This is a genomic window from Actinopolyspora mzabensis, from assembly GCF_900101095.1.
Taxonomy (GTDB): domain Bacteria; phylum Actinomycetota; class Actinomycetes; order Mycobacteriales; family Pseudonocardiaceae; genus Actinopolyspora; species Actinopolyspora mzabensis.
In genome coordinates, this window is record NZ_FNFM01000005.1 from 35,295 (window position 1) to 48,762 (window position 13,468).

At 66.8% G+C, this 13,468-nt stretch carries 9 protein-coding genes; 7 read left to right on the forward strand and 2 right to left on the reverse strand.

The window, feature by feature from the left end; all coding sequences use genetic code 11:
- Window positions 1-205 precede the first annotated feature (205 nt).
- The 5 genes from BLR41_RS09280 to BLR41_RS09300 all read left to right on the forward strand — a co-directional run bounded on the left by BLR41_RS09280 (window position 206) and on the right by BLR41_RS09300 (window position 11,070).
- Complete coding sequence (locus BLR41_RS09280) at window positions 206-2,362, forward strand: N-6 DNA methylase (protein WP_092627640.1); 2,157 nt, start codon at window positions 206-208, stop codon at window positions 2,360-2,362.
- Between the two features lie 265 nt (window positions 2,363-2,627).
- Window positions 2,628-5,774, forward strand: coding sequence for a DISARM system SNF2-like helicase DrmD (drmD, locus tag BLR41_RS09285; protein WP_092627641.1), 3,147 nt, complete (start codon window positions 2,628-2,630; stop codon window positions 5,772-5,774).
- Window positions 5,771-9,937, forward strand: coding sequence for an Eco57I restriction-modification methylase domain-containing protein (locus tag BLR41_RS09290; protein ID WP_092627642.1), 4,167 nt, complete (start codon window positions 5,771-5,773; stop codon window positions 9,935-9,937). Before drmD ends, BLR41_RS09290 begins: the two co-directional genes overlap by 4 nt.
- Window positions 9,938-10,108: 171 nt before the next feature.
- Window positions 10,109-10,528, forward strand: coding sequence for a hypothetical protein (locus tag BLR41_RS09295; RefSeq protein WP_139183022.1), 420 nt, complete (start codon window positions 10,109-10,111; stop codon window positions 10,526-10,528).
- Window positions 10,525-11,070 carry a DUF3558 family protein gene (locus BLR41_RS09300; RefSeq protein ID WP_245694026.1) on the forward strand — a complete coding sequence of 182 codons (546 nt, stop codon included), beginning with the start codon at window positions 10,525-10,527 and terminating at the stop codon, window positions 11,068-11,070. The genes BLR41_RS09295 and BLR41_RS09300 overlap by 4 nt, the downstream gene beginning before the upstream one ends.
- 108 nt (window positions 11,071-11,178) lie before the next feature.
- Here BLR41_RS09300 and BLR41_RS09305 read toward each other — a convergent pair whose 3' ends face one another.
- Window positions 11,179-11,370 (reverse strand): DUF397 domain-containing protein, encoded by a 192-nt coding sequence (locus BLR41_RS09305; protein WP_092627643.1) that lies wholly within the window; start codon window positions 11,368-11,370, stop codon window positions 11,179-11,181.
- Window positions 11,367-12,179 (reverse strand): helix-turn-helix domain-containing protein, encoded by an 813-nt coding sequence (locus tag BLR41_RS09310; protein WP_245694027.1) that lies wholly within the window; start codon window positions 12,177-12,179, stop codon window positions 11,367-11,369. The genes BLR41_RS09305 and BLR41_RS09310 overlap by 4 nt, the downstream gene beginning before the upstream one ends.
- A gap of 286 nt (window positions 12,180-12,465) precedes the next feature.
- On the opposite strand from BLR41_RS09310, the gene BLR41_RS09315 reads away from it, so the two are divergent.
- Both BLR41_RS09315 and BLR41_RS09320 read left to right on the forward strand, forming a co-directional pair.
- Window positions 12,466-12,873 carry a hypothetical protein gene (locus tag BLR41_RS09315; RefSeq protein ID WP_143013030.1) on the forward strand — a complete coding sequence of 136 codons (408 nt, stop codon included), beginning with the start codon at window positions 12,466-12,468 and terminating at the stop codon, window positions 12,871-12,873.
- Window positions 12,863-13,186: a hypothetical protein gene (locus BLR41_RS09320; protein ID WP_092627646.1), complete on the forward strand. Its 324-nt coding sequence runs from the start codon at window positions 12,863-12,865 to the stop codon at window positions 13,184-13,186. The genes BLR41_RS09315 and BLR41_RS09320 overlap by 11 nt, the downstream gene beginning before the upstream one ends.
- Window positions 13,187-13,468 lie beyond the last annotated feature (282 nt).

Sequence of the window (13,468 nt, forward strand, 5' to 3'; positions counted from 1 at the left end):
GGTGAAGGGCTCTGGCCTCTCTAGTCGAGCGGCTCTGGCTTCTCTCGTGGAACAGCTCTGGATGGTGCGATCGCCTGACAACCGGCCGCGTTGAAAGCGTGATCATAAAAGCACAAGCTGAAAGCACTGTCAAACGTGTTTACAGATTTGATCGGTGTTGTAGGCTGTTTACGGCTCGGATCCCGGAACAGGACAGGACCTCGCGATGCCCCAATCAGCCGCGCAGCTGACCGCTGCCGAGATCTCCCGCATCGCGGGGGTGACGCGGGCGACGGTCAGCAACTGGCGCCGACGCCACCCGGACTTTCCGGCGCCGGTGGGTGGGACCGACAGCAGCCCCGCCTATGACGCCGAACAGGTGCGGAGTTGGTTGTCGGAGCGGGGCCAGCTCCCGCAGCGAACGCCACGGGAGGAACTGCGCGCCACGCTGCGCACGGCCGGGGACGAGATCGGCGGCCCGGCCGTCCGACTGCTGCCGCTGCTGTCGGCGCTGGCCGGGCTCGACGATTCCGAACGCGCCCTGATCGCGGGTTCACCCGAACCACGGCAGCGGGAGCTGCTGGACCGGGCGATGACCGATCACCTCAGCGACGACTCGGGGGCGCGTGGTCCGCTTCCGGACGAGTTCCCTGCGACGGTGCTGCGCGCCCTGGTGGAGTGCGTGGCCGCCGACGGCGTGCTCGCCGCGCTGGACGTGCTCACCGAGGTGATCACCGAGGATCCGGAGACCGGCACCACCCCGACCCCCCGGCCGTTGGCCGAGCTGATGGTGTCGCTGCTCGCTCCCGGTGAGGAGCGGTTCCCGAAGTCCGTTTTCGACCCGGCCTGCGGCGCGGGCGGGTTGCTGCTCGCGGCGGCCGAAGCCGGTGCCACCGAGGTGTCCGGCCAGGACGTGCACGACCCGCTAGCGGCGTTGAGCTCGGTTCGGCTGGACCTCGCGACCTCGGCCGAGCGGTTGATCCGTACTGGGGACAGCCTCCGCGCGGACGCCTTCCCACGACTGCGTGCCGGGGGAGTGGTCTGCGGCCCGCCGTACGGCGTGCGGGACTGGGGCCACGAGGAAGTCGCCTACGACCCGCGCTGGGTGTACGGGCTGCCGCCGAAATCGGAGTCCGAACTGGCCTGGGTGCAGCACTGTCTGGCCCACCTCGAACCGGGCGGCCGGGCGGTGCTGCTGCTGCCTCCCGGTGTGGCGGAACGGGCCTCCGGGCGTCGGATCCGTTCCCAGCTGGTGCGTTCCGGCGCGTTGCGGGCGGTGATCGGGTTGCCGCCGGGCGCGGCGGTGCCCTCGCATCTCGGGCTGCACCTTTGGCTGCTGGCCGCGCCCGACCCCGAGCACCGCGAGGTCGCCCCCGTGCTGTTCCTGCAACCACCGGCCGAGGAAACGGCTCCGCCCGCCGATTCCTCGGGCGAGCAGCGCGCCTCGGGGCGTACCGCGTTGTCCTGGGAGGCGCTGCGGGAGCGGGTGTTGCCCGCATGGCGCGACTTCCTGGCCGATCCGGAGGGTTTCGAGGCCGTGCCGGGAGTCGTCTGCGCTCGCCCGGCCGTGGACGTGCTCGATGAGAACGTCGATCTCACGCCGCGACGCCAGGTGCACACCGGTGCCGGGGCGGTCGATCCGGCGCGCAGGCACGAGCGGGTGCTGTGGTCGTGGCGGGAGCTGCACCGTGCCGGTTCGGAACTGCTCGACTCGCTCGACGTTCCGGAGTGGCGGTCCGCCGGTTCGGAGCCGGTCGCCTGGCAGTCGGCCACTGTGGCCGATCTGCTGCGAGGCGGGGCGCTGGAGCTGCACCGGATCTCGACCTCCGGTGCTGCGGAGGAGACCGCCGGTGCCGAAGTGGCGTGGCGGGTGCTCACCTCCGCCGACGTCTGGGAGCACGCGGGGCCTTCCGGGGGCACCGGGCAGCCGCCCTCGGAGACCGTGGAGATCGCCGAGGGCGACGTGATCCTGCCGGACACGCTCAAGGGGCTGCGGCGGGTGCCGGTGCGCGTGGCAACGGCTGAGGACGCGGGTGCCCTGCTGGGGCGGCAGTTGTATCTGCTGCGGCCGGATCCGGAACGGCTCGACGCGTGGTTTTTGGCCGGTTTCCTCGGTTCGGAGGAGAACACGCACAGCGCCACCACCGGCAGTTCGATCCTGCGGCTGGACGCCAAGCGGCTGCGGGTGCCGTTGGTGCCGCCGGAGCGGCAACAAGGCTACGGCGACGCCTTCCGGCGGCTGCACGCGATGCGGGAGTCGGCCCGCGCGGTGGACCGGATCGCGGCCGAGGCGCTCCGCGAGACCACCGCCGGACTCACCGAGGGCGCGCTGCTGCCGCCGACCGACGACTCCGAAACGGAATCCGATGTGGACTCCCGATGACCACCGGCAACCCCGCGATGCCCGACTCGGTCCCGCCCCCACCCCGCACAGAGCCCGCATCCCGCTCGGAATCCCCAACCCGCGCCCGGCGATTTCGCGAGAAATCGACACCCCGAAGCGGTGCGGCAACGACACCGCCCCGGCTTCGTCGTTGCGAATCCGATACCCGAACACCTGTCAGTGAATGATCATTCGTCAGTAGTATTTCCGCAGGTCGCGTTCGTGCGACGACTGTGGGGAAACCGACCCGGCCGGGGGAAAGCCGATGACAACAACGAGTGAGGGCTTGGAGACCGGTGCGCTGGTCTCGGTCCGTGGGCAGAAGTGGGTCGTCAGCGAGGTCGACCAGGGCGAGACCAGCACCCTGGTGGGGCTGCAGAGCGTGGAGGACGGCCGCTACGGCGAGATGCTGGAGGTGCTCTGGGAACTCGAACCGGGCAGGCAGGTGCTGCCCGCCGGTTCGCTGCCGGAGCTGCCCGAACAGGACTTCGACCCGCCGGAACGCCTGGCCGCGTTCCTGGACGCGGTGCGCTGGTCGGCGGTGACCTCGGCCGACGTGAAGACGCTGCAGGCGCCGTTCCGCTCGGGCGTGGCGATCGAGGACTACCAGCTCGAACCGGTCGCCCGCGCCATGGACTCCCCGCGCGTGAACCTGCTGCTGGCCGACGACGTGGGCCTGGGCAAGACCGTCGAGGCCGGGCTGGTGGCCCAGGAGCTGCTGCTGCGCCAGCGCGGCAAGCGCATCATGATCGTCTGCCCGGCCGGGCTGACCGCCAAGTGGCGCGACGAGATGGCGGAGAAGTTCGGCCTGGACTTCACGATCATCGACTCCGAGTGCTGCGCGCGGGTGCGCCGCGAGTACGGCAGCGCGGCCAACCCGTTCAACATCTTCCCCAAGGCCATCGTCAGCCTGCCCTGGCTGCGTGGCGCCAAGGCGCAGCGGCTGCTCAACGAGGTGCTGCCCGCCGGAGGCCCGACCTACCCGCGCACCTTCGACCTGCTCATCCTGGACGAGGCCCACCACGCGGCCCCGGCCGCGCCGAAGCAGGTCTACGCCGTGGACTCGCAGCAGACCAAGCTGATCCGCACGCTCGCCCCGCACTTCACGCACCGGCTGTTCCTCTCGGCCACCCCGCACAACGGCTACCAGGCGTCGTTCACCGCGCTGCTGGAGATCCTCGACGACCAGCGGTTCGCCCGTGGTGTGGAGCCGGATCGGGCGGCGGTGGACGAGACCGTGGTGCGGCGGCTCAAGACCGAGATCACCGACGCCGACGGCAATCCGCGCTTCGCCCGCCGCCACGCGATGGCGATCCCGGTGGAGTACCCGGACAGCGAGCGCGAGATCCACGGCCTGCTGACCCGGTTCGCCGCCGCTCGCCGCGACAAGCTCGCCTCCCGCCGGGGCCGCAAGGCCACCGACCTGGTGACGCTGCTGCTGAAGAAGCGGCTGTTCTCCAGCCCCGCCGCGTTCGAGCACACCGTGGGGGTGTATCTGGACACGCTGCGCTCGCGGTCCGGCTCGGCTCAGCTCGACGACGACGTTCCGGAGTGGATGGACGAGTTCTTCGACGAGCTCGCCACCTACGACGACGAGCACATGGCCGACGCCGAGGACGACGCGCTGGACCGCACCCGCCCGATGCAGCCGGACCCGGCCGAGGACGAGATCGGGCTGCTGGAGCGGATGCGGGAGTGGGCGTGCTCGCACGAGGCCCAGCCCGACGCCAAGGCCCGCGAACTGATCAAGCACCTCCAGCAGGTGTGCAAACCGGACCGGGACTGGACCGACGAGCGAATCGTGGTGTTCACCGAGTACCGCGACACCCAGCAGTGGCTGGCCAACCTGCTGCGCCAGGAGGGCCTCGGCGGTGACAAGCTGGCCGAGCTGCACGGCGGCATGAGTACCGAGGAGCGCGAGCGGCTGCGGCTGGCCTTCCAGAAGCACCCGAGCGAGCACCCGCTGCGCATCCTGCTCGCCACCGACGCGGCCAGCGAGGGCATCGACCTGCAGAAGCACTGCCACCGGCTGGTCAACTACGACATCCCGTTCAACCCGAACAAGCTGGAACAGCGCATCGGCCGCATCGACCGCTACGGCCAGACTCAGGTCCCCGAGGTCCGGCACTTCGTCGGCACAGGCTGGGACGGCGCCGTGGACTCCTACGAGGCCGATCTGGAGTTCCTCGCCCGGGTGGCCGATAAGGTCGCCCGCATGGCCGAGGACCTGGGTTCGGTCAACGCGGTGCTCTCGGACAAGGTGCAGCGCCGGATGCTCGGCCAGACCGTCCGCGACGACGAGGTGGACAGCGCGGGCAGCACGAAGGACCGGCTCGTGGTGGAGTCGAACGTGCGCGAGCAGGTCCGCAAGCTGCGGCAGAACCTCGACCGCACGGTCAGCGAACTGGGAACCACCCCGCGGCGCGTCAAACGCGTGGTCGACACCGCGCTGGAACTGGCCGGGCAGCAGCCGCTGCGCGAGCACGTCGACGACCGCCAGGCTCCCGTACCCGGCACGCTGTACGACGTGCCCGCGCTGACCGGCTCCTGGACCCGCGCCACCGAGGGACTGACCGAGAAACCGGTCGAGACCGATCACTCGAACCGTGCCGAGCAGCCACGCCAGCTGCCGGTGACCTTCGACCCGGCCGTGGCCGAGGGCCGTGATGACGTGGTGCTGGCCCACCTCAACCACCCGCTGGTGTCGATGTCGACCGGCCTACTGCGCTCGGCGGTGTCCAACGAGAACTCGGAGCTGCACCGGGTGACCGCGGTGGTCAGCGACGACCCCGAACTGGAGGACGTGCTCGTCGGCGCGTACTCACGGTTCGTGCTGGTCGGCGCCGACGGGGTGCGGCTACACGAGGAGGTCATCCACGCGGGCGGCTGGGCCCCGGCCAACGGGCGGTTTCGCAGGCTGGAGAACCTCGGCACGCTCGGCGGCATCCTGGACCGCGCGCTGACCGACGGCACCCCCGCGCCCCCGCCGGTGTGGAACCGGATCGTGGGCCGCTGGCCGAAGGTCCGGGACGGTCTGCTCTCGGCCATCGACTGGCGCACCAACACCCGGCGGGACTCGCTGCGGCGCACGCTGGCCCAGCGCGAGGAGGCCGAGCGGGAGCGCATCAACACCGTCATCGACCAGTTCGCGAGCACGCTGCGCGCCAAGCTGGCCGAGGACGAGGACCAGGCGGAGGAGGCGCTCTTCAGCCGCGCCGACGTCAGCCGCAGCCGGGAGGAGCGCGCCCAGTACCGCCGCGACCGGCAGAAGTGGCAGCAGCGGCTGGACCAGCTCGCCACCGAGCGGGACCGCGAGCTCGGCGTGATCGCCGAGCGCTACCGCGAGCAGGAGCCGCACCGTTTCCCCGTAGCCGTGATCGTTGTCGTGCCGAAGCGAGAGGCGACCCGATGAGCCCGAAACCGTTCCACCGCAAGGCACCGGACGCCGCCGAGCAGCACCGCGAGTGGCTGGATCTGGTCGAGGTCAGCGGCCCGTTCCTCTCGCTGCCGGTGCTCAAGCGGCACTGGCCGAGCGGGCCGGACGCGCTGGACAAGCCCACCAGGCAGCGGCTGCGCCGCGCGCATTCGGCCTGGCAGGCCGACGTCTCCGCCGGGCAGCGGGACTGGATCGACTACGTGCTCGGCGAACTGCTCGGCTGGGGCGAGCGGCTGCGCCGCGAGGGTCTGGAGGGGCTCTCGCTCGACGTGGCCGAGCACGACACCCGGCTGGCGCCCTCCTTCGCGCTGGTCGAACCCGAGGAGCACGTCGAGCAGGACGGGCGGGGCGAGCCGGGCGAGCGGTCCGAATCAGACGAGCAGCTCCAGTCAGCAGAGCAGGTCAAGCCGGACGCGGTGCGGCTGCTCGGCATGGTCTGCGAGCCGGGCCAGCAGCCCACCGCCCGCCTCGCCGGTTCCAACTGGGCCGCCACGCCCGCCGACCGGCTGGCCCAGCTGTGCCGCCACCACGGCGTCGAGCTCGGCCTGGTCACCGACGGCCGCTGGTGGGCGCTGGTGCGCGCCCCGCGCACCGGGGTGACCACCACGGCCGTGTTCGACGCGGTGCCGTGGCCGGAGGCCGCCGAGCGCGACGTGGTGCGCGCCTTCGTCTCGCTGCTGGGGCGCAAGCGGTTCTTCGCCGTGCCGGAGGGCGAGCGGCTGCCCGAACTGCTCAAGGCCAGCGAGGACTCGCAGGAGGAAATCACCGAGGCCCTGGGCGTGCAGGTGCGCGAGGCGGTGGAGCTGCTGGTGGCCGCGTTCGGCCGCGCCAGCACCGAGCAGCGCCGCCGTGGCGAGTCCGAACTGGACTCGGTGGCCGCGCACGAGGTCTACCGCGGCGCGGTGTCGGTGATGATGCGCGTGGTGTTCCTGCTGTTCGCCGAGGAGCGCAGGCTGCTGCCCTCGGACAACGAGCTGTATGCCACCACCTACTCGGCGGGGCGGCTCTACGACGAGCTGGAGCGGCGCGAGCTGGAGTCCAGCGAGGAGGACCTGCAGCAGACCTACACCGGCTGGTACCGGCTGCTGGCGCTGTTCGAGGCGGTCTACCGGGGCGTGACCCATCCCAGGCTGACGATGCACCCGCACGACGGTTCGCTGTTCGACCCGGACGCGTTCCCGTGGCTGCCGTTGAACATCGACGACCGCACCGTGCTGCACATGCTGCGCTCGGTGCAGCACGTCTGGGTGGGCAGCGGCAAGTCGCGCGAGCGGCGCACCCTGTCGTTCCGCTCGCTGGACGTGGAGCAGATCGGCTACGTCTACGAGGGCCTGCTCTCCTACGACGGGTTCCGCGCCGAGGACACCACCGTGGGACTGGTCGGCAAGCAGGGCAGGGAGGCCGAGGTGCCGCTGCGGCGGCTGGAGGAGCTCGCCACCGACAGCGCCGAGGCCACCGAGCTGGCCGAGACGCTGGCGGCCGAGTTCAAGGATTCCGGCATCGGCACGGCCAAGCAGCTGGCCAAGCGGCTCGCCCCGCCGGACGCGGTGGAGCGGGAGGAGCGGCGCAAGAAGCTGCTCGGCGTCACCAGGGGCGATGCCGCGCTGACCGAGCGGCTGCTGCCGTTCCGGGGCGTGATCCGCGACGACCTGCGCGAGCTGCCCGTGGTGGTGCTGGGCGGGGAGCTGTTCGTCACCGAGTCGCCGCTGCGCGCCAACACCGGCACGCACTACACGCCGCGGTTCCTGGCCGAGGACGTGGTGCGCCACGCGCTGGAGCCGCTGGTCTACGAGCCGGGGCCGCTCAGCACGGCCGAGCAGCGCGAGTGGCGGCTCAAGCCCAGCGAGCAGATTCTGAAGCTTCGGGTGGCCGACATCGCGATGGGCTCGGCCGCGTTCCTGGTGGCGGCGGCGCGGTATCTGGGCGGCAGGCTGCTGGAAGCCTGGATCGCCGAGGACGACGAGCGGGTGCGCGAGTACCAGCCGCAGGAGCACGCCGGGGACAGCGAGGAGGACCCGGCGGTGGTGGAGGCGCGCAGGCAGGTGATCGAGCACTGCCTGTACGGCGCGGACATCAACCCGATGGCGGTGGAGATGGCCAAGCTCTCGCTGTGGCTGGTTTCCATGGACTCCCAGCGGCCGTTCACCTTCCTGGATGACAGGCTTGTGGCGGGGGACTCGCTGTTGGGGATCACCTCGCTGGAGCAGCTGGAGTACATGCACCTGGACGCCAGGAAGGGGCGGGCGATCCACGAGCGGTCCCCTGTGGACTTCACCGCCGATGTTCGTTCGCTGGTGTCCGAGGTGGCCGAGCAGCGCCGCGAGCTGCGCGAGATCGACGGCACCACGCTGGAAGGTTTGAACCGCAAGCGCGCGCTGCTGGCCGAGGCCAACCTCAAGGGCAGGCGGGCCGAGCTGGCCGCGGATCTCACCGTCGGCGCCGCTCTCGCACATGCGGGGCGCGGCGAGAGGGGATTGCGCGACGGCTCCATCGCCGCCGCCGACCACGCGCGGCGGATGCACACCGACGAGGCCCGCGCCCGCCAACAGGCCCGCGAGTGGCTGGACACCGACCTGCCCGCGGGCAACTTCGGCCGCGATACATTGCACTGGCCGCTCGTCTTCCCCGAGGTCTTCGAGGACGGCGGTTTCGACGCCGTGGTCGGCAATCCGCCGTTCTTGGGTGGAGGAAAAATTAGCTCAACGATGGGGTTCTCTTACAGAGATTATCTTGGGGAAGTAGTTGCGGGTGGCCGGAAGGCGAAACGGCCTGATCTGATTTCGTTCTTTTTGTTGTGTGCTGATGGGGTTTGTTCAACAAGTGGAAAAATAGGTTTCATTGCTACGAATACCATCTGGCAAGGCCATACTCGTGAAATTGGTCTGGATTACCTGGTAGCTAACGGGTGGATCATTTTTCGGGGCGTAAAAAGCAAGGAATGGCCAAGCAAGAGTGCGAATCTGGACTATTCGGCTATCTGGTTGACTGGGTCGCAGCAACCAAGCTACTCCAACTGCATACTAGATGATGCTGGTGTTCAGGGGATAAATACTTCCCTGGATCAAATATCCCGTTCTGGTGGGACCCCGGAAAGATTGTTCTTCAACCGAAAATTGGCTTATCAAGGATCTGTTATGCACGGGATTGGTTTCGTGGTACCTCACGAGGAAGCATCGGGTATGGTAGAAGCTGATTCGAAGAATGCCGATGTTGTTCTCCCCTTTCTTGCAGGGGAAGACGTAGCAAACAATCCCGATTTCCGCTCCTCTCGGAGCGCTATTTTCTTCCGAAAAATGGAAGAAAAAGAAGTTCAAAAATATAGTGAACCTTTTGGCTGGGTTAAGGATCGTGTTTACCCTGAAAGGAAAAAACTAAAAAGTTCTGCATATCGCAGAATACGTGATAAATGGTGGCAGTACTGGGCGCCCCGCGAAGAGCTTTACGAGAAAATAAGCGGATTCGCTTACGTAGTAGTGCTAGTACGGGTTGGTAAGATTGTAACTCCCGTGTTTGTTGAAGCGAATCAAGTATTCGGTGAAACACTCGTCGTTTTTGCTGTAGAAAACAAAGGATTTCTTTCTGTGTTGGCAAGTTCGTTCCACTATTACTGGACAGCGAGTCGTTCTTCAACTCTGGGGCTGACAATTCGCTACACAGTTACCGATGCTTTTGAAACCTTCCCGCTGCCGGAACTCACCCAGGAACTCCGGGACCTTGGCGACGAGTTGGATCGCTACCGCAGAGACGTGATGCTCGCGCGGGATTCGGGGCTGACCAAGACCTACAACCTGGTGTTCGATCCGGAGTGCACCGATTCGGATATTGAGGAGCTGCGGCGGATTCACCGCGAGATCGACGAGGCCACGGTGCGCGCCTACGGTTGGCAGGACCGCATCGACGCGGTCGGCGGCCTGGACCACGGTTTCCATCCGGTCGGCCGCGAGACCCGCTACACCATCGGCCTCGCGGCCCAGCGCGAGATTCTGGATAGCCTGCTCGAACTCAACCACGAGCGCTACCAACAGGAAGTCGCCCAGGGCCTCCACGACAAGAAGAAAGGCAGCAACAAGCAGGCGACCACCAAGAAGAACACCTCGCGCGACTCCGGCCAGCAGAACGGCACCGAGGCCCTGTTCTGATCGGCTGTCCGGCTGACCGGCAACGAAGCTGCGATCAACCTGGTGGCCAGGATCGCTGCCACAGTCCGGTCCGCCGATTGCGGGCCAACGTGGGTGCTTGGTCGGCTAGGGTGATCGTGAGCGAGTGGGATCGTGCACGGTCAGCGTGCCTGTGATGCGAAGGGAGCCGTGATGGCGGAGCAGAGTGCCGATGCGTCCGGTTTCGTGGGTGCTGGTGCGGCGTTGCAGTCGATCCGGGACGAGAACTCCTGGATCCAGCAGCAGATCTCGGGCGGCGGGCTGAGCATGGAACCCCAAGCCGCCGACAAGGCAGCCGAGGTGTACTTGCGCGAAGCCGGGAAAGTCGACGAACTTATCGACGCTGCTATTGGCCTTCAGCAGGTACCAGGTCTCGGGGCCTACACCTCTGGGCAGCAGTTGGCGGCCAAGTTCGGGAACAAGGCCCGTAACGGCTCGAACGGTGCAGCTGATCTGCTTGAACAGTTTGCTGATGAGCTGCGGCGTAAGGCGGATCTGTTCAAGCAGGCGAAGAAGAACTATCAGGCTACCGATGAACAGGCTGCCGATGATCTGCGGAGGGGTGCGCAGTGAAATTGTGGACACGCTCGTTGTTGACCGTTGTTGCTGGGGCGGCGTTGATTGCGGCTTCCGCATGTTCGCCGAGTGAAGGTACTGGTGACGGCTCGTCAGAGACGAGTGGGAACTCGTCTTCCAGTGAGGCATTAGCGAGTGTTAAACCGTGCGAAATGCTTTCCTCGGATACCCTAAGTTCATTCGGGCTGGAAGTGCCGGGAAAGACCAAAAGTGAACTACCATGGAAGCCGGGTTGCTACTACGAAGGTGATCCGTTCACTGTGAGGATGGAGAAAAACACCCGTCAAACGGTGGATTCATCCGCGCAGAAATCAGTTTGGGCTGAGTTTGAGCGTCTTGAGGTCAATGGTCGCTCCGGAGCCCGAGTGATCACCAAAGGAGCAACACAGACGCGGGCTTGCGGCGTTATGTTCGACGCGGGAGAAGGAATCGTCCAAGTCCGAGCCCGTGAGATCCGTTTGCCTGACGACGAGGATGAGTGCGCTGAGGCTTTGAAGATCGCGAAGAAGATCGAGCCGAATGTTCCTGAGCCCGCGTGAGCGGGCGTTGCGGCACTATGCACCGGCAGGCGCGCTTCGGTCTTGGCAGGAGTATGGGCGGGGTAGCGCCTCCGGTGTTGGCGGAGGCGCTGTGGCGCCGGGGCTGTCTCAGCTGAACCGGTCGCTCTTGACCGCGTGCAGGAACGTCTGCCACTGCGTGCTCGTGGTGGTGAAGTAGCCGAGCGAGCGGTCCTTGGTGTCGCGTACCGCCGCGCCGTCGCCGACCCGGCCGACCTCGACGCAGCTCGTACGTTGCTGGGATCGGCTCGACTTGCGCCAGCCTTGCGGGGGCATCGTCATACTTGCCCTTCCATCTCGTCTTTGATTTTGGCGATGAGCCCGATCGAGTCTTTTGGGGTCATCGCCAACTGTTGCAGGGTGGTCGCCGCCGTATCGTACGCGGCAACATCCCTACTCTTGTGCAAGAACGTGGTCGAGTGGAAGTTCTCGACGTGCACGATCGGTGCTGACCTGGGGAAGTGGAAGACGAGGAACGCACCGGCGTGAGCGGGATGCCATCGCGTGCTTCCCATCGGAATGACCCGCACTGTGACGTTCGGGCGCTCGCTCATCGTCATGATGTGTTGCAGCTGGTCGGCCATCGTCTGGTGGCCGCCGAGTGGTTCGCGCAGCGCGGCTTCCCAGATCAACGCGATGAACTCGGGAGCCTCGCGCTGCAACAGCACGTCCCGTCGTCCGACCCGCATGGTCACGCGGGTATCGAGATCGCTGGTGGTCTCGCCGAGGATGGCTCGTGCGTAGTTCGCTGTCTGAAGTAGCCCTGGAATCACGATGGTGGCGACATCCGTGATGCGCCGAGCGGTGCGCTCGAACTCGATCAACGTGGTGAGTTCACGGCGAGCGCCGGTGTGGCCGGTGTCCAGCCAGTTCGGCTGGTCGGCATCCCTTGCCATGTCGACCAGTTCCGCGTATCTCGCCCCCGTGATGCCGAGAGTGGCGAGGATCTGAGCGACATCCTCAGGATTCGGAGTACGCGCTCCGGTTTCGTAGCGCGAAATCGAAACGTAGCTCACGTTGAGTCGCTCGGCGAGTTCGCGTTGCTTCATGCCTGCGGAAACGCGGCATTGTCGTAGTTCCGCGCCGAGCACACGTGCTTTCGGAGGATGCTCGTTGTTACCAGCCATGAAATTAGCGTAGACATCGGTTGCTTACCGGACAAACACCCAATCGAAGGATTGTTGGATGCTTACCAGATAACCAATACTTGCCTGGTAATCAACAAGTCCTTGGGTATCTCGGAGGCAACGCCATGTTCACGAGAGACAGATCCCCGTACGTTCCGTCGCAGGAAGAGCCCGTTGTGGCGGGTGTGGGCTGCGGGCATCTATTCGCGCTGCGGCGCATGGCTGTTGCTGCCTCTACCGGAGTGGTCCGGTGACTCCGCCGCTAAGCGCTTGGCACGATCTCGCGTTGCATTGGCACGCCCATGTGGATCTGCGGGCCAGTTGTTCCAGGTCTCGCCGTAGGCGGCGGCCGGTGGCGGTGTTGTTCACGCCGCAGGCCGCGGCGGCCTGGCTGGGCGGAACCGTGCAGCGCTACCGCGGCGAGGCGGTGGCGGTGCGGCACAACACCGCCACCGGCCCTGCCCCAGCCGATACCGAGTCGCGGGACAGCTGCGGCGACCACTACCTGCTGTCGCTGGGCTATCCGCTCGACGCGCTGATCCTTACCACCAGCGGGGAGCTGTACCTGCATCTCGACCCGCTCGGCCCCTGCGAATGCCCCTACCACCGGCCCGAACGATCCGACCGTCACGAATCAGGAGGCAACCATGTTTTCTAACGCCATGACGCTGTACCGGGTGGTTAATCCCGACTCGCTGGGTTCCTACACCGAGCTGCTGCACCACCAGCCCACCGAGCACCGCGTCGACGACGCCGCAGCCTTGCCCCGGCTGCGTGAATGGGCGCTGGCCGTGCTCGACCGCACCGAAGAACGGTTCGGGATGTACCAGATCGCGATCATGCCGCTGGATCATCACGACAGACCCGACGAGAACGCCTTCCACGACCTCATCGCCGAGGACACCGAGGTCATCGAGGACTACCTCTGCTGGTCCGGATGCTCCGAACTCGTCCCCGCATCAGGGAGATGAATTTCCGGCCGGTTTGCTGAGGTGGTTGCTTGGCGGAACCTCTGGCACGGCTCTCGTTGCGGGTGCCCCGACATCGGGTAGTTACTACACATCGTCGGGACCATCCTCGCGAGAGCCGCACCAGAGAACCCGCGTCGGCGCCGATGGCGAGAGTGGTTGGAGTGCGGCCTGCGAGGATATTCGGTTTTGACTTCAGGAATACCGCAGGTGCGGCGATTTCGCGGGCGCTTCGCGCTGACGGCGGAAGAGTCTTCCCGCTCGGCTGCGCGGTAGGGAGTCGTC

Coding starts and splice junctions, on each gene's coding strand:
- BLR41_RS09280 (WP_092627640.1), top strand. CDS start 206: ATGCCCCAATCAGCCGCGCAGCTGACCGCTGCCGAGATCTCCCGCATC.
- drmD (WP_092627641.1), top strand. CDS start 2,628: ATGACAACAACGAGTGAGGGCTTGGAGACCGGTGCGCTGGTCTCGGTC.
- BLR41_RS09290 (WP_092627642.1), top strand. CDS start 5,771: ATGAGCCCGAAACCGTTCCACCGCAAGGCACCGGACGCCGCCGAGCAG.
- BLR41_RS09295 (WP_139183022.1), top strand. CDS start 10,109: ATGGCGGAGCAGAGTGCCGATGCGTCCGGTTTCGTGGGTGCTGGTGCG.
- BLR41_RS09305 (WP_092627643.1), bottom strand. CDS start 11,370: ATGACGATGCCCCCGCAAGGCTGGCGCAAGTCGAGCCGATCCCAGCAA.
- BLR41_RS09320 (WP_092627646.1), top strand. CDS start 12,863: ATGTTTTCTAACGCCATGACGCTGTACCGGGTGGTTAATCCCGACTCG.